Source organism: Enterococcus durans (genome assembly GCF_002277935.1).
In the GTDB taxonomy this organism is placed as follows: Bacteria; Bacillota; Bacilli; order Lactobacillales; family Enterococcaceae; genus Enterococcus_B; species Enterococcus_B durans.
On the sequence record NZ_CP022930.1, the window covers coordinates 1,793,338 to 1,809,622 of the forward strand.

The following is a 16,285-nucleotide window of genomic DNA, read 5'->3' on the forward strand; positions in this document are numbered from 1 at the left end:
AAAAACGAGTAAACGGTGGGAGCAGAAGCAACTCCTTCTTAAATAAGCCGAAATTCACAAAAATTTGAAAAGCAATTTTCGTGAATTTCGGCTTATTTCTCGGAGTTAAACACTTTTGTCCCAACCTCATAAAGATAAACAAGCTTTTGTATACGACTAGATCTTTGGTTGTGGATTCGTACGGATCAAACGGAGCAATACGCTGCAAACACCTGCAGTTGCAAGTCCTGCAACGATGGCTTCTGGGACTCCACTGGTGAAAATAACCGCTAGAACAGCGGAATAAACAGCGTTGATATTTTTGCCGATCACTTGAGCATAGTCTTGCTGGAATAAGAAATAAATCATGTTCATCACTAGGATCGTATTCACAAGTGATCCTGCTAGACCAGCAATAAAGAGAGAAACAGTATTGGCTTTGTTTTTGATCAGTTTTTGCATTCCTTTAAAGACGAAGTAAGGAACGACCCCAATAAGGATCCGTGGGATAAAAGCAATCAGCAATGCTTTTAAACTTCCATGATCTGTGCCGATCACTGGAATGAACGGCGAAAAAACAAATGATAAAGGTGTTTGTACTACCGTGCTACGAATCATACTGATCAAGCCGAAAGTCCCGCCTAAAAAAGCACCTAAACGAGGACCAAGAACGATAGAAGCAATGATCACAGGAATATGCATCGTCGTGGCATTGATGGGTCCTATGGGAATAAAGCCAAGTGGCGTTACAGCTAGTAAAATCAAAATTGCTAGAAACATAGCAGTCAATGTAAAGTTCTTTGTATTTTTCATGATTACTCCTTTTGATTTAGATCGTTCTGTTGTTGATTGTCGTAACGACTTGATCGATGATCACTTGGATATCCGCAAGTGCACCTTTACCAAAATCACCACAAGCCAGTAACGATTCTCTAGGTTCGATCTCTTGATAGCCCACCGATTTTAGAGTAGCTAGATTCTTTTGATTGATCGGATTTTGATACATATTGGTATTCATAGCTGGTGCAATCAACTTTGGTGTTTTAACAGGTAGTGCCATTGCGACAGTTGAGAGCAGGTCATCTGCGACTCCATTGGCTAGTTTTCCTAGGATATTCGCAGTTGCAGGAGCAATCAATAATAAATCTGCATGTTTTGCTAACTCGATATGATTGATGACACTCGGTTCTTTTTCTTGCATAACATCAGTATGTACTGCACGTTTTGATAAGGATTGTAAGGTAAGCGGAGTGATAAAGTGCGTACTGCTTTCTGTCATGATCACATCAACTTGATAACCAAGTTTTACGAGTTGGTTCGTAATATCTGCACTTTTATATGCGGAGATACTACCAGTAATGCCTAAAAGTATTTTTTTCATGGTTCATTCTCCTTTTTGTGAATCAAGATGTCTTCTATTTTAACAAGCGAGCAAAAGGTGTCAACAAGTTGATTCTTTCTGAGAACCCAACATATCTTTTTAGAAAACTAATGAAATAAAAAGAATGTAGGTCCTTTTTACTGAAAATATCTAGCTTGATCCATCAGAAATATTCGTTTGGCTGATCGTCTGTACGATCAATTCAGCGATTTCTTGTTTTGTCTGAGCTTCTTTGACTTCGCCATTTGCTGAAAGCAAATAACCGTGGTGAGATTGCTCCGTGATTTCAGTGAGATCATTTGCCAATATATAGTCTATACGATTCTTTAGGATACTTTCTTGAGCGACTGCTAACAATTGTTCTTTTGAAACATCAACTAAAAGCTTGAAGCCGATGATTTTAGCTGTTGGCTGCCACTCACGTAGATGACTGATGATTTTTGGCGTTTTTTTCAATACGATCACTAAATGTTCTGTATTAGAAGAAATCTTTTCATCTTGCTGAGGCACATTTTCTTGTGTCATAAACCACTCAGGAAGAGTGTCAGGTGATAGTGGCTCTGTCGTTATCGATGTAGCCAATTGTTCTTCTGAAAGGCTAAAAGCTGGAGTGAAGTCACTAACTGCCATGCTATGGATGATTGCATCATAGGTATTATTTTTCAATAATTCCTTTAGAACTGTAAAGAGTTCTAGTGTAGATTCAATCAAGTGCAACGTGATTTTTTCATGTGTTTCTGGCTTCACAGCATTTGCGGTTGTAACATAGTCGATCCTCGCAGAAGAAGAATGTACAAAAGTTTCGGCAATCGTTTTTCCAAGGCGACCAGTGGAATGATTCGTGATCGATCGGACTTGGTCGATTTTTTCGCTAGTGCCACCAGCAGTGATCAATATCTTCATTTTTGCCCACCTACATTTACTAAAGTTCGTCCTTGATGTGTACCAGACAAAAGCTGTTGAGTGATTTCTGGCAGCTCTTCAAGGGAAATCTCTTTGACACGTAGGACATCTGTAATGGCCAAATCTGCTAATTGTTGCCATACTCGGTTACGATCAGTGTGGGGAACATTTACCGAATCGATCCCAATCAATTGGATATTCCGCAAGATAAACGGTAAAACAGTTGTTTCAAGTTTTATACCACCGGCATTCCCACATAAAGCGGCTGCCCCATTATAGGAAATCAGAGGAAGAAGTTTCGCCAATTGAGTCCCGCCTACTGTATCGATCAGATAGTCGATCTGCTGTTTGCCCAAAGGTTTTGTTTTTTCTGGTAAGAACTCTTCTGGAGAAACAACCTCTGTTGCACCTAGATCAGTTAGCCAATCTGTCGTTTGTTTTTTCCGTGTCAAAGCAATAACAGAAGTAAAGCCAAGTTGATGTAATAGAGCAATAGCCACACTGCCAACGCCACCAGTAGCACCGCTTACAACGATTTTGTCTGTTTTATTCATCCCTTGATTGATTAGTGCATTGACACATAAAGCAGCTGTGAAACCGGCCGTGCCTAAGATCATTGCTTGGCGGGAAGTCAAATTAGCTGGCAGTGGAACGATCCAGTCTCCTGGCACCTTCTGATATTGACTGTACCCACCTGGATGAGAAACTCCAAGTCCATAGCCTGTGACAAGTACAGGGTCACCTGACTGATAGCGTTCATCTTGACTTTCTACAACGATGCCCGCCAAATCGATGCCTGGCGTCATAGGGTAAGAGCGGATCACACCACCTGCTTCACTACTTGCTAGTGCGTCTTTGTAATTGACGTCTGAGTATTCTACTTTAATAAAGACTTCACCGTCTTCTAGGAGCGGCTTTTCTTGTTCAACAATAGCGGAATGGAAGGTAGGCACATTCTCTATTTGAAGCGTTTTAAATTTATTCATGTATGCGACTGTTCCTTTCAAAATTTTCTTTTATCATACCATAAAGTTCTCCTTTTTATGGGGATTCGCTGTGCTTTTATTACCAAAAAAAAGAAATTTAGTAACTAGAAAAATGTTGGACTTTTTTGAAGAATTTTTTTGTAAAAAGGGTTGTCTTTTTAACTAAAATTTGTATACTAGTACGAGTGATAGTAAACTCCGTGTTTACTATTAGAAAACTTCAATGAGGAGGAATGAGATGGAGATTGGTGATAAGCTAAGGAATCTACGGATCCAAAAAAATTTGACTCAGGAAGAATTAGGCGAACGAACAGATTTGTCCAAAGGCTATATTTCTCAGCTGGAACGAGATTTAAGTTCCCCATCAATGGAAACTTTTTTTTCTATTCTTGAAGTACTCGGTGTGACACCTGAAGAATTTTTCCATCAAGATACTGTGAATCAGCAAGTGGTTTATTCAAAAGAAGACCACACGATTTATCAAGATGAGGAAAATGGCTACGAATTAGAATGGCTTGTATCAGATTCAAATGAAAAAGAAATGGAACCTGTCTTATTGACTTTTGAAAAGGTAGGAGAATATAAAACATTCGAACCTTCACGATCAGAAACGTTTATTTTTGTGTTGGAAGGGGAATTAGAGTTAAGCTTAGGAGAGAAAAAATACGTAGCGCAAGCAGGACAATCAATCTATTATCAGGCAACAAAGCACCATCAGTTAAGGAATCATCAAACGAAACGGACCAAAGCATTGATTGTTGCTACACAATCGTATTTGTAATTTAGGAGGTTAAATAGTGGGAAAACCAATTATTTCATTTGATCAAGTAGTGAAACGCTACGACGATGAATCAATTTTAAAAAATGTAAGTTTCGAGATCGAACAAGGAAAATTTTACACATTGCTTGGTCCTTCTGGCTGTGGTAAAACAACGATTTTAAGAATCATTGCAGGCTTCACGGAAGCGACAGAAGGCGATATTTATTTTGAAGGAAAAAGACTAAATGACTTGCCAGCCAACAAGCGCCAAGTAAATACGGTTTTCCAAGATTATGCGTTGTTTCCACATATGAATGTCTTCGATAACGTTGCCTTTGGTTTGAAAATCAAGAAAATGAATAAAGGTGAAATCGAAAAAAAAGTAAAAGATGCATTGCGGATGGTCCAACTACCAGGATATGAAACCCGTGAAATCAGTGAAATGTCCGGTGGCCAAAGACAAAGAGTTGCGATTGCCAGAGCCATCGTGAATGAACCTAAAGTCTTATTGCTAGATGAACCACTGTCTGCATTGGATCTAAAGTTGCGTACAGCGATGCAGTATGAATTAAGAGAATTACAACAACGATTAGGAATCACCTTTATTTTTGTAACTCACGACCAAGAAGAAGCACTAGCGATGAGTGATGAAATCTTCGTCATGAATAAAGGGAAAATCGTGCAAAGTGGAACCCCAGTCGATATCTACGATGAACCAATCAGTCATTTTGTTGCGGATTTTGTTGGAGAAAGCAATATCGTCAATGGGGTGATGATCGAAGACAATTTGGTTGAGTTTGTTGGTAAACAATTTGAGTGTGTGGATGGTGGGATGCGCCCTAATGAACCAGTAGAAGTGGTATTGCGCCCAGAGGATCTGACAATCACTACTCCAGACAAAGGAAAACTAGTCGTGACTGTGGATACACAACTCTTCCGCGGCGTTCATTACGAGATCATTTGTTACGATGAACAGCAAAATGAGTGGATGGTCCACTCCACAAAGAAAGCCAAAGAAGGTAGTCAAGTTGGCTTAGCCTTTGAACCAGAAGATATCCATGTGATGCGTTTCAACGAGACGGAAGAAGAATTCGATGCTCGTTTGGAGAGCTATGAAGAGTAAGGAGGGACAATAATGAAAACAATGCGTAGAATCTATTCAGTCCCTTATATCTTATGGTTAGGATTGTTTGTTATTGCGCCAGTTTTACTGATCATTTATCAATCTTTCTTTGATATGAACGGTCAGTTCACTTTAAGCAACTATGCCGCATATTTTACGTCAGGTACTTATTTATCAATGACACTTAATTCAGTTTGGTATGCTTTTTTGATCACTTTTTTTACTCTTATCATCAGTTACCCAACTGCCTATTTTTTAACTAAACTAAAACATAAGCAGCTGTGGTTGATGTTGATCATCTTACCGACATGGGTCAATTTATTATTAAAAGCGTATGCCTTTATTGGAATCTTTAGTATTCATGGAAGTGTCAACCACTTTTTTGACTTTTTAGGAATCGGCCCAAGGCAGATTTTGTTTACAGACTTTAGTTTTTTATTTGTAGCTACTTATATAGAAATTCCTTTTATGATCATGCCAATCTTCAATGCGCTAGAAGAGATGAATCCTTCGTTGATCAGTGCTAGTCGTGATCTAGGAGCAAATAATTTTGAAACATTCCGTCGAGTCATTTTTCCATTATCTTTAAATGGTGTGAAGAGTGGTGTGCAAGCTGTGTTTATCCCATCCTTGTCATTATTCATGCTGACGCGTTTGATTGGCGGAAATCGAGTGATCACACTAGGTACAGCAATCGAACAGCATTTCTTGGTAACTCAAAACTGGGGAATGGGCTCAACAATCGGCGTTATTCTTATCATTGCCATGTTTATCGTTATGTTACTCACGGGTGAGAAGAAGAAGGGAGGCCGTTCACGATGAAAAAAATCAAATGGTCTTATCTTTACCTAGCAATTGTTTTTCTTTTGTTATATCTGCCGATTTTTTATTTGATTTTTTATTCCTTCAATGCTGGTGGCACGATGAACAGTTTCACTGGTTTTACGTGGGAAAATTACCAAGCAGTCTTTGACGATACGCGGTTGATCATCATTGTACTGAACACGTTTATGTTGGCTTTCTTATCGGCTTTGATTGCGACGATCATTGGAACATTTGGTGCAATGGGCATCTATTATACGAAAAAAAGGCAAGCAAGAACGGCTCTGCTAAGTATGAACAATATTTTACTCGTTTCACCCGATGTCATCATTGGTGCTAGTTTCTTGATCTTCTTTACTTTATTAGGATTTGGCCTAGGATTTCAAAGTGTTTTACTCTCACATATTGCCTTTAGTATTCCTATCGTCGTTCTGATGGTATTGCCAAAGCTACAGGAGATGAACGATTCGATGGTTGATGCTGCAAGAGATTTGGGTGCCAATAATCTGCAAGTTGTAAAAAATATCATCTTGCCGTTTCTTTCGCCTGGGATCATTGCAGGCTATTTCATGGCGTTTACGTATTCACTAGATGATTTTGCAGTAACCTTCTTTGTTACTGGGAATGGCTTCACGACCTTATCCGTAGAAATCTACTCACGCGCGCGCCAAGGAATCAGTCTGGAAATCAACGCATTAAGCGCACTTGTTTTCCTATTTTCAATGATTCTTGTAATTGGCTACTATTTCATTAGCAAAGAAAACCGTCCGAAAAAATTAAGAAAGAACCGTCGCGGACGTGAGGAGGTGGCACGTTTACGATGAAAAAATTACAATCATTATTCATTGGTATCCTAGTCATCATCGTGGTTTTGCTTTTTGGCGTTCGTCAACTAGAGAAAGCCAGCGGGATGAGTGGTGCTAAGATCGTCACGATCTATAACTGGGGGGACTACGTTGATCCTAGCTTGATCACTAAATTTGAACAAGAAACTGGCTACAAAGTTAACTATGAAACGTTTGATTCAAATGAAGCAATGTTCACGAAGATCCAACAAGGGGGAACGAATTATGATATCGCCATCCCTAGTGAATATATGATCCAAAAAATGATCAAAGAAAAACTTGTGCTACCGTTAGATCATACAAAAATCAAAGGATTAGCAAACATTGATGATCGCTTTTTGAATCAGGATTTTGATCCAAACAACACCTATTCCGTCCCTTATTTTTGGGGAACATTAGGTATCGTTTACAATGATAAAATGTTCAAGGAAAATGAGATCAAACATTGGGATGACTTGTGGAAACCAGAATTGAGAGATAGCTTGATGCTGATCGATGGTGCACGAGAAGTAATGGGACTTTCATTAAATAGTCTTGGCTACTCTTTGAACAGCAAAAACAGAGATCAGTTAAATGAAGCGGCCAACAAGTTGAACCAGATGACCCCTAATATCAAAGCAATCGTTGCGGATGAGATCAAAATGTATATGATCAATGAAGAAGCCTCTGTGGCAGTCACTTTTTCCGGTGAAGCAGCAGATATGATGTCTGAAAATGAACATTTGCATTACGTGATCCCTTCAGAAGGATCAAATCTATGGTTCGATAATATCGTTATGCCGAAAACGGCTAAAAATAAAGAAGGCGCCTATGACTTTATCAACTTCATGTTAGAACCAGAAAATGCAGCGCAAAATGCCGAATACATCGGTTATTCAACACCAAACAAAAAAGCGAAAGCATTATTGCCAAAGGAGATTTCTGAAGATGAACAATTTTATCCTTCAGACGACACGATCTCCCACCTAGAAGTTTATGAAGACCTCGGACCAAAATATCTAGGCATCTATAATGACTTGTTCTTGGAATTCAAGATGTATCGGAAATAAGCACAAAGGCCTATAAAAAATCAGATACCTCTGAGGAATCAAAAACTTTCGTCTACAGGAACTAGCTGTATTATAATCGGCTCATGTATCTGTACCTTTAGTCATTCTCATTCCTTGCAAAGATGGCTAAAAAATGTTCTTTTATGATTTTTTAGTTGTTAGTGTCCTCTATCATGCTATACTTGTCCTATATATTTACAGCGAAAAGAGGATGAAAAATGAAAAAGATGGCAATGAAGGGTTTGGTATTGGGTGCAATGATGGTTGGTAGTTTTGTCATCGGTCAAGCAACTTTTGCGGATACCTCTATTCCGATGTACCGTGTGTACAATCCTTATAGTGGCGAACATTTGTATACGCGCAGTACTGGCGAGCGGGATAACTTGAAACGTTATGGTTGGCGGTATGAAGGTGTGGCATGGCAAGCGCCAGAAAATGGGTCTCCGGTGTATCGTTTGTACAATCGTTCGAACGGTGAACATTTTTATACAACTAACGCTGGTGAGCGGGATCAAATCAGTCATACAGGTTGGACATATGAAGGAATTGCTTTTTATTCTTACAATGGGGCGAATGGTGTTCCTGTCACTCGTTTATATAACCGTCAAGTGAATTGGCACCATTACACGTTGGATCAAAAATGAAAAGAATGTGATTTCTCGACAAGGCTGGAACATTGAAGGAACTGGTTGGTATGCAATGCCGAATAGCCAGGCAAATCCAACACCAGCACCAACAAATAACAAAGTATTAAATGTGCCAGTAGTTTGGCAAGGAGATACGATGTTATGTGAAGGAGCATCACTATTGGAAGGATTGCACTATAAGGGAGTCGCAACCAATCAATCCTTAACAAGTTTCGTTAATTCGATGCCTAAAGCTTCAGATGGTAATCCAAATCATGGGTATTCAGGTGAATGGCGCTACAATGTAAATGGTACGTATCAAGGCATGATGGCTGATCCAGTTGTGCAATGGGCGAAAAACGTAGGTGGAAATGCTGTGAATATCACAGGTTCTGGCACAAATGGTATCAAGAATGAAATCCGTAATGGTAACCCAGTTGTTACTTGGATCACGTATAACTACGCTTCTCCACAATTTAAGCAAATGCCTTGGGGACGTGCAGTCTGGAACGGACATGTAGTTCTAGTTGATGGCTTTAGAGATGGCGCATATCACGTGGTCGATCCTGTTTTTGGGGCAAAATGGATCAATGCTTCTACTTATGAGAACGCATTTAATGTGACTGGTATGGCAGTAGCTGTGAGATAAAAAATAATAAAGAAGAGGATACTGGAGCAAAAGAGCGCTGATTCCAGAAACAACAGAAAATAGTCAAAGTTTATTTTATAAAAAATTGACATTTTTCTGAAAAATGTTATCCTGATATCAATCATATAACATCCGTTGAGAAGGAAAGTAGGTAATCAAGTTATTTTAAGAGAGGCTTCGTTTGGTGGGAGAAGCTAAATAAAAGATTAGTGAAAATGACCTTTTAGGATTTTTGTCGATAAGTAGGCAAAAACGAAGAAGTCTCCCGTTAACGAGACCACTGATCAAATGGTCAGGTGAAGGGAAAGAGAAATCTTTCTAAATAAAGGTGGTACCACGAGCATAATCGTCCTTTTACTAGTATTTATTACTAGTAAAAGGGCTTTTTTTTATAAAATCCAAAGGAGTGTCGAATATGAATCAAACAATTCCATTTACAGTCGATCACGTAGGTAGTTTTCTACGTCCTAAATCAATTAAAGAAGCAAGACAAAGAGTGAAGGAAGGAACAATTACCAAAGAAGAACTTCGTGAAATCGAAAATGAAGAAATAAAAAAATTAGTAGCGAGCCAAAAGTCAGTTGGATTAAAGGGAATCACTGATGGAGAGTTTCGTCGAGGTTTTTGGCATATTGATTTTCTAGAAGGCTTGAATGGTATCGAAGGCTATGTACCAGAAACAGGCTATAATCAAAAATTCCACGGGAAAGCAGCGCCTTCGTACAATATCCGCGTAGCAGATAAAATCTCTTTTGATCCGAACCATCCTTTCCTAGATGATTTTACCTTTTTAAAAGAGATTGTAGAAACAGATGGTACATCTGTAGCAAAAGCAACGATTCCTAGTCCAACAATGATTTTACGTCAAGAACTTTTATCAAATGATGGTACTTCTAAAATCAAAGAAGTCTATCCTGACTTAACCGAATTTTACGCTGATTTATCTAAAACTTATCAGGATGCTGTCCAAGCATTTTATGATAGAGGTTGTCGCTATTTACAATTTGATGACACGAATTGGGCCTTTTTAGCGGATAAAACAAAACGTGACTCACTTGAAGCAAAAGGAATCGATCCTGAGGAAGTTGCTGAAATCTGTACAACGATCATCAATGGTGCATTGGCGGATAAACCAGAAGATTTGACAGTGACAACACATATTTGTCGAGGAAATCATGCTTCATCATGGCTTTTTTCTGGTGGCTATGAGCCGATTGCTAAAAATTTATTTGCAACAAATTATGATGGCTTCTTTTTGGAATATGACTCTGACCGAGCTGGTGATTTTTCTCCACTACGTTATTGGACGAATAAGAAGAGTAAAGTTGTGTTGGGACTGGTCACTTCTAAATTTCCAGAATTAGAAGATCCTAGTGAAATCAAGAAACGTATTGAAGAGGCACAACAGTATGTGCCATTAGAAAATTTAAGTATTAGCCCGCAATGTGGCTTTGCATCCACAGAAGAAGGAAATCGTTTAACGGAAGAAGAACAGTGGAAAAAAATCGAATTATTACAAAAAATCGCGACCGAAGTTTGGCAAGACAAGTAATAATTTAAGTGTTAGAAGAAGAGGTTGGGACAGAAGTGTTTAACTCCGAGAAATAAGAAGAAATGAACGAAAATTGCTTTTCAAATTTTTGTGAATTTCGGCTTATTTCCGAAGGAGTTACTTCTGCTCCCACCGTTTATTCGGAGTTAGAGTCTGAGGCAAAACTGATTTTTAGTTTTGTCCCACGCTCTATTTTTATGTTGTTTTTCATTTTATGATGGTCAGTAAGGATAAATCGACCTATACAAAAGTAAGATGGTTCGTATAATTTATGTATCTTATTGAAGTTAGGAGTGATACGTATCGGTGTCAAAGAATGGTTTAGAAAAAAATTTAGTATTAAGCAGCATGAGGGAAAGAAGTCATTACAAATACTTGAAATGAATGACCAAATAAAAAAATTTCATTTAGAACAGGAAGTCGTTAAAAATCTTGGGCGTTTAGAGCAGACCTATTTTGCTGAAACAGGAAAATCTAACGTACTATTTACTCCAGAAGAAGTGATAAGTCGTTTAAACCAAAGTAGTCAATATGCCGAACGCTTAGGGGAAGATTTCTCCAAAGTTGCGCCAGAAGAATTTCGTAACAAAATGAAAGAGTATTGCCGTGGCATTCTTTCATTAGCTGAGTACGAATATTACTGGATCGCTATTGAAAAAGAGGCTATCAAGAAAATTGGAAACAAGGAGATCATCGAAGCATTAGAACAAACACTAACGATCAGAGAAAGAATTTTCCAGATGTGTATGGCAAATGAAATTGCAAACCCTTTACTAAATGAAAAAGCATTTGATGAAGTCATTGGACGAATTGCTTATCGACACTATCAAATAGATACAGCTATCTTGAGACATGAAAAAAATGTTGTAAAATTTGCTAACAAGCAGGAAACAGCAGAAAAATGGGAGACTTGTTCAGAGGGTATCCTAGATGGGGGACCAACTATGACGACTAGCAATAGTCAGCCTGTATCAAAAAGTACAGCAATTTTGAATAAGGATAAAACAACGATACATTTTGCGAATATACATGAAACGATAGAGAAATGGGAGGCTTATTCAGAGAATGTACAGGGTGTACCTCCATTAGATGAAACTAGCCAGCCATTACCACCAATCGTTACGGCTAGATTAAAAAATAAAATACCACAAAATGATTTGAAGGAAATACATAAAAAAGATGCTGGAGAGAGTCAAGAGAAAAAGATCATTCAGCTTATACAAAATAAAGCAAAAAACGAAACAAAAGTGCGCCAAAAGAACATCCAGAAAGCAAGAAAATGGTATGTTTTTTCTCGATGATGATAAAGAGAGGCAAATGAATCAACGAAATGTTTTTTTCACTATCGAAGTATGATCGATGAATCCAAGTTTAAAATTGATTTTGTAAGGAGATGAGAGGAACTTTATGCTAGGTGTAACATTTCTCTATACAACAACATACGGTGAACTAGCTATATATAACCCCTTGGTCAAAAAACTACCTTTTTGACCAAGGGGTTATATAAAGAACGTTACATAATTTTTTGTATCGGTGTTTATATTTTCTTAAGTTTTATGCCAAGAAAAAGGCAAAGATTCATTGATAATTCTTCACTTTTTTACTATATTCTATGGACATACCAAGAAGTAACCCTATAAAGCTTTTTCATTTTTACTCCTCAAGTAAAAATAAACTCCTAGGCCGCGGCTATCCCACCGCGGTTCTTTTTTTATTCCTCAATCAAGACAGCATGGATACCGAAGCCAGCTAAGATTCTGGCAGAAGTATAGGTATTTAATCCTTTGCGGAACGTGATATAAACTGGTCGGTCTTTAGGAATCTCAGCAATCCGATCACGTAGTTCGTTCATTGGGATGTTTTTAGTAGCAGGAATACTTCCAGAAGGAGCTTTGTTTGGTTCACGAATATCTAAGAAGAAAGCATGGGCCAAATCTTCTTCTGAAATATCTTCTACCTTGATCGTGTCAATGACATTCGTCAATTGATTGATGGCCACATAACCAGCAATGTTTAGTGGATCTCTAGTTGTTGAGTATGGGGGTGAGTAGGGTAGTTCTAGATCAGGTAGATCAAAGACTGTTAGGTTACCGGTAATTGCGACCGATAATTCTCCCATTCGTTTATCAACGCCTTTTTCACCAACCGCTTGTCCGCCAAGTATTTTTCCGGAATCAGCATCAAAAATGATTTTTAGATTAAGGCGAGTCGCTCCGGGATAAAAATAGGCATGATCAAATGGAGTAATAAAAATTGATTTATAGTTAGTGATTCCTGCATTTTTTAAGGCATGTTCAGTCATTCCTGTATAGCTTGCGGTATAATCAAAAATTTTTGCAACCCCTGCACCCACATAGCCGCGATAACGCATTGGTGTACCGTTCAAGATATCAGCTAATAAATGTCCTTGTCGGTTTGCAGCACTGGAGAGCATGCTTGCTATTGGTTGACCAGTCACAACGCTTGTTGTTTCGATGATGTCACCAATCGCATAAATATCAGAAATATTGGTTTCCAATTGATCGTTCACAATAATTTGTCCTGTATCAGATAACGAAATACCAGCAGTTTTGATTACTTCGTTATTTGGTGTCACACCGACTGCAAATATGATCATATCCGTTTCCAACGTTGAACCATCAGAAAGTAATACTTCTTGACCATTTCGGCGGATCTCTTTGATTTCAGTATTTAACTGAACCTTCAAGTTATTTTCCACCAACTTGTCATAAATCAAATCAGCAATTTCTTCATCATAGGGATACGCTACTTGAGGCAAATGATCAACTAATGTTACATCCATTCCTAAATGATGGAAATTTTCTGCTAATTCTAGTCCCATGACGCCAGCACCTAGAATCAAAACATTTTTAGGGTCATATGTTTGGATAAATGTTTTGATGCGGTCGGCATCAGTAACACTTCGTAACACAAAACTATTTGTTGCCTCTGCCACACCTGTGATATCAGGAAAATAGGGACGAGCACCTGCAGAAATGATCAATTTATCATAATTAGTCACAGACTCTTGATCCGTTTGCAAATCTTTTACGGTTAATTGTTTCTTTTCAGGATCGATTGCGGTTATTTCATGTTCTGTCAAAACGTCGATATTATTCTTGACCTTTAAGATTTCTGGAGTACGTTCGATCAATGTATCGCGGTTTTCAATGATATTTCCCAGATAATAGGGTAATGCACAACTTGCATAGGAAATATGTTTTCCCCGTTCATAGATTACGATCTCATGTTCTTCATTTAAGCGGCGTAAACGAGTAGCAAAAGAAGGTCCGCCGGCCACTCCGCCAATTACTACAAATTTCATCAACATCCTTTCCTTTTCTATACTGATAGTACTATTTTATAAGTGAAACAGCAAAAAATTGTGCCGGATACACTTAGTAGTAACTCATTATGTTAAAAGAGAGAAAACAAAAAGTAAGAAAGTTATTATTGTTCTTCTCTAAAGGTGAAATGAGAGCAAAACGAAAAAAGAAAAAACAAACAAACTACACAAGCCGCTAACAGCGATCTGTGTAGTTTTGGTCACTCATTTTCATATTCTTCCAGTTCGATGCTTAGATCTTCCCATTCTGAAAGTTTTGCTTCTTGTGTTTTTCTTGCTTCTTCTAATGCCTGGTTCAATTCATTCAATCGTACATGATCATCCAAATTTTCCGGTAAAATCATTTGTTTTTCGAGATCAGCTAGTTCCTCATCTAATTTAGTCAACTGTTCTTCTACCTGAGTAACTTTTCGTTGCAAGCTACGAATCAGTTTTTGCTGTTCTTTGCTTTGAAAATAATTTTTTTTGTTTGAATTGACTTCGACGGATGCTGGTGTTTTTTCTGCTAATAATTCCGCAATTTCTTCTTCCTCTTGTTTCTTTTCTAAGTAATAATCGTAATCACCTAAATACATTTTACTGCCATTCTCAGAAAGTTCGATGACTTTTGTGGCGATACGATTAATGAAATAGCGGTCATGTGAAACGAATAATAGTGTGCCATCATAATCGATCAGTGCATTTTCCAGAACTTCTTTGTTATCGATATCTAAATGGTTGGTTGGTTCATCTAAGATCAAAAAGTTTTCTTGATTCATGGCTAGTTTTGCCAATGCTACTCTGGCTTTTTCTCCACCACTTAAAAGAGGGATTGTTTTTTCGACATCTTCCCCAGAGAACAAGAATGCGCCTAATACACTGCGGATCTCTTTTTCTGGAGTTGTTGGATGTTCATCCCATAACTCAGCTAGGATCGTTTTATTGGTATGAAGTTCCGCTTGTCTTTGATCATAGTAACCGATCGTGACATTTGTTCCTATATGTTCTTTTCCTCGGATAAATGGTAGTTGATGGATGATCGATTTTAACAATGTTGATTTCCCGATTCCATTCGGTCCGACTAACGCAATCGCTTCTTGACGACGAATATCTAAATTGATTGGTTCAGATAAGATTTCGCCATCGTAACCGATTGCGGCATCTTCAACTTGTAAAACAACATTTCCAGAAGGCTTAGCGGCACTAAAAAGAAAACGTGCTTGTTTTTCGTCTCCTTGTGGGCGATCCAAGCGATCCATCTTTTCTAATGCTTTTCTACGACTTTGCGCGCGTTTAGTGGTAGAAGCACGGACTAAGTTACGTGCAACAAAGTCTTCGAGTTTTTGGATCTCGGTTTGTTGTTTCTCATAAGCTTTCCATTCCGTAGCTAGTTGTTCTGCTTTTACATCAAGGTATTTGGAATAATTTCCTTTATAATGCCGCATTTTTTTGCGACTTAGTTCATAGACTTCTGTTACGACTTTATCCAAGAAATAGCGGTCATGGGAAACAATTAGCAGTGCCCCAGTATAACTTTGCAGATAACTTTCCAACCAAGAAAGTGTTTCAATATCTAAATGGTTGGTTGGTTCATCCAGAATCAAAATATCTGGGTGTTGTAATAGCATTCTGGCTAATGCAAGCCGAGTACGTTGACCACCGGATAAGGTATCGATTGTTTGATCATAAAAGGAAGGATCAAATTTAAAGCCGTGTAAGACTGAGCGTATCTCGTTTTCATAACCATACCCATTTTTATCCGAAAAATCATGCTGTAATTTGTCATACTCTTTCAAAAATGATTCGTAAGCAGGGGTATCAGGCGTACCTTCGCTGATGAAAAGTTCTAGTTCACGCATTCTGTTTTCCATTTTACGAACACTGTCGAAGGCTTTTAGCATCTCATTCCAGACAGTTTCTGTGGAATCTAAACCGGTATCTTGGGCAAGATAGCCTAGAGTAGCGGCTTTATTTTTAGCAATTGTCCCTTCATCTGGGCTTTCTATACCAGCAAGGATTTTTAACAAGGTCGATTTTCCAGCACCATTTCTACCAACTAAGGCAATTCTAGCGTTTGTGCTGATTTCAAGATGGATATTTTCAAATAAAATCTCTGCACCAAAATGGCGAGCAATCTGATTGGCTTGTAATAGTATCATGGAATCCTCTTTTCTACTTTGTGAATTCACTAAGAATGAAATCTCGTTTTCATCTAGTAGTCTACCATAAATTCTTTTATACTGCGAGGTTCCAAGAAATGATAAGAAAATGAACAAAGAATAAAA

Annotated in this window: 13 protein-coding genes, 1 pseudogene and 1 other annotated feature; of the genes and pseudogenes, 8 read left to right on the forward strand and 6 right to left on the reverse strand. The window is 38.2% G+C overall.

From position 1 onward, the window contains the following. Positions 1 to 156: 156 nt before the first annotated feature. From CJZ72_RS08525 to CJZ72_RS08540, 4 genes are all read right to left on the reverse strand, one after another. Positions 157 to 792, reverse strand: coding sequence for an ECF transporter S component (locus CJZ72_RS08525; RefSeq protein WP_081133930.1), 636 nt, complete (start codon positions 790 to 792; stop codon positions 157 to 159). A 16-nt stretch (positions 793 to 808) separates the two neighbouring features. After that, on the reverse strand, positions 809 to 1,360 hold the full coding sequence (coaC, locus tag CJZ72_RS08530; RefSeq protein WP_005878061.1) for a phosphopantothenoylcysteine decarboxylase: 552 nt from the start codon (positions 1,358 to 1,360) through the stop codon (positions 809 to 811). A 150-nt stretch (positions 1,361 to 1,510) separates the two neighbouring features. Continuing rightward, positions 1,511 to 2,263: a phosphopantothenate--cysteine ligase gene (locus CJZ72_RS08535; RefSeq protein ID WP_081133929.1), complete on the reverse strand. Its 753-nt coding sequence runs from the start codon at positions 2,261 to 2,263 to the stop codon at positions 1,511 to 1,513. Next, a complete protein-coding gene (locus CJZ72_RS08540; protein WP_095444041.1) occupies positions 2,260 to 3,249 on the reverse strand; it encodes an acrylyl-CoA reductase family protein in 990 nt (329 codons plus the stop codon). The genes CJZ72_RS08535 and CJZ72_RS08540 overlap by 4 nt, the downstream gene beginning before the upstream one ends. Before the next feature lie 238 nt (positions 3,250 to 3,487). Between CJZ72_RS08540 and CJZ72_RS08545 the strand changes: the two genes are divergently transcribed. The 8 genes and pseudogenes from CJZ72_RS08545 to CJZ72_RS08585 all read left to right on the forward strand — a co-directional run bounded on the left by CJZ72_RS08545 (position 3,488) and on the right by CJZ72_RS08585 (position 11,976). Then, positions 3,488 to 4,030, forward strand: a complete 543-nt coding sequence (locus tag CJZ72_RS08545; RefSeq protein ID WP_081133928.1) for a helix-turn-helix domain-containing protein — start codon at positions 3,488 to 3,490, stop codon at positions 4,028 to 4,030. Between the two features lie 16 nt (positions 4,031 to 4,046). Then, entirely contained in the window at positions 4,047 to 5,132 is a 1,086-nt protein-coding gene (locus CJZ72_RS08550) for an ABC transporter ATP-binding protein (RefSeq protein ID WP_081133927.1), read from the forward strand. 12 nt (positions 5,133 to 5,144) lie between these two features. Then, positions 5,145 to 5,954 (forward strand): ABC transporter permease, encoded by an 810-nt coding sequence (locus CJZ72_RS08555; RefSeq protein ID WP_005878068.1) that lies wholly within the window; start codon positions 5,145 to 5,147, stop codon positions 5,952 to 5,954. After that, the gene (locus CJZ72_RS08560) at positions 5,951 to 6,778 is read left to right on the forward strand and encodes an ABC transporter permease (protein ID WP_005878070.1); all 828 of its coding nucleotides are present in this window, start codon (positions 5,951 to 5,953) and stop codon (positions 6,776 to 6,778) included. The genes CJZ72_RS08555 and CJZ72_RS08560 overlap by 4 nt, the downstream gene beginning before the upstream one ends. Beyond that, the gene (locus tag CJZ72_RS08565) at positions 6,775 to 7,848 is read left to right on the forward strand and encodes an ABC transporter substrate-binding protein (protein ID WP_016177047.1); all 1,074 of its coding nucleotides are present in this window, start codon (positions 6,775 to 6,777) and stop codon (positions 7,846 to 7,848) included. The genes CJZ72_RS08560 and CJZ72_RS08565 overlap by 4 nt, the downstream gene beginning before the upstream one ends. 218 nt (positions 7,849 to 8,066) lie before the next feature. Beyond that, positions 8,067 to 9,123: pseudogene (locus CJZ72_RS15095) on the forward strand (C39 family peptidase). 126 nt (positions 9,124 to 9,249) lie between these two features. Further along, positions 9,250 to 9,480: a binding site (T-box leader), on the forward strand. 58 nt (positions 9,481 to 9,538) lie between these two features. Continuing rightward, positions 9,539 to 10,675, forward strand: coding sequence for a 5-methyltetrahydropteroyltriglutamate--homocysteine S-methyltransferase (locus CJZ72_RS08580; protein ID WP_081133925.1), 1,137 nt, complete (start codon positions 9,539 to 9,541; stop codon positions 10,673 to 10,675). A gap of 380 nt (positions 10,676 to 11,055) precedes the next feature. After that, positions 11,056 to 11,976: a hypothetical protein gene (locus CJZ72_RS08585; protein ID WP_226103310.1), complete on the forward strand. Its 921-nt coding sequence runs from the start codon at positions 11,056 to 11,058 to the stop codon at positions 11,974 to 11,976. Between the two features lie 410 nt (positions 11,977 to 12,386). Here the strand turns inward: CJZ72_RS08585 and CJZ72_RS08590 are convergent, their stop codons facing one another. Together CJZ72_RS08590 and CJZ72_RS08595 are read right to left on the reverse strand one after the other, a co-directional pair. Next, positions 12,387 to 14,000 carry an FAD-dependent oxidoreductase gene (locus tag CJZ72_RS08590; RefSeq protein WP_081133923.1) on the reverse strand — a complete coding sequence of 538 codons (1,614 nt, stop codon included), beginning with the start codon at positions 13,998 to 14,000 and terminating at the stop codon, positions 12,387 to 12,389. A gap of 221 nt (positions 14,001 to 14,221) precedes the next feature. Further along, positions 14,222 to 16,159, reverse strand: coding sequence for an ABC-F family ATP-binding cassette domain-containing protein (locus CJZ72_RS08595; RefSeq protein ID WP_081133922.1), 1,938 nt, complete (start codon positions 16,157 to 16,159; stop codon positions 14,222 to 14,224). Positions 16,160 to 16,285 lie beyond the last annotated feature (126 nt).

Bases quoted from the DNA above. Each gene is read 5' to 3' on its own strand.
- CJZ72_RS08525 (WP_081133930.1), bottom strand. From the start codon at position 792: ATGAAAAATACAAAGAACTTTACATTGACTGCTATGTTTCTAGCAATT.
- coaC (WP_005878061.1), bottom strand. From the start codon at position 1,360: ATGAAAAAAATACTTTTAGGCATTACTGGTAGTATCTCCGCATATAAA.
- CJZ72_RS08535 (WP_081133929.1), bottom strand. From the start codon at position 2,263: ATGAAGATATTGATCACTGCTGGTGGCACTAGCGAAAAAATCGACCAA.
- CJZ72_RS08540 (WP_095444041.1), bottom strand. From the start codon at position 3,249: ATGAATAAATTTAAAACGCTTCAAATAGAGAATGTGCCTACCTTCCAT.
- CJZ72_RS08545 (WP_081133928.1), top strand. From the start codon at position 3,488: ATGGAGATTGGTGATAAGCTAAGGAATCTACGGATCCAAAAAAATTTG.
- CJZ72_RS08555 (WP_005878068.1), top strand. From the start codon at position 5,145: ATGAAAACAATGCGTAGAATCTATTCAGTCCCTTATATCTTATGGTTA.
- CJZ72_RS08560 (WP_005878070.1), top strand. From the start codon at position 5,951: ATGAAAAAAATCAAATGGTCTTATCTTTACCTAGCAATTGTTTTTCTT.
- CJZ72_RS08565 (WP_016177047.1), top strand. From the start codon at position 6,775: ATGAAAAAATTACAATCATTATTCATTGGTATCCTAGTCATCATCGTG.
- CJZ72_RS08580 (WP_081133925.1), top strand. From the start codon at position 9,539: ATGAATCAAACAATTCCATTTACAGTCGATCACGTAGGTAGTTTTCTA.
- CJZ72_RS08585 (WP_226103310.1), top strand. From the start codon at position 11,056: ATGAATGACCAAATAAAAAAATTTCATTTAGAACAGGAAGTCGTTAAA.
- CJZ72_RS08590 (WP_081133923.1), bottom strand. From the start codon at position 14,000: ATGAAATTTGTAGTAATTGGCGGAGTGGCCGGCGGACCTTCTTTTGCT.
- CJZ72_RS08595 (WP_081133922.1), bottom strand. From the start codon at position 16,159: ATGATACTATTACAAGCCAATCAGATTGCTCGCCATTTTGGTGCAGAG.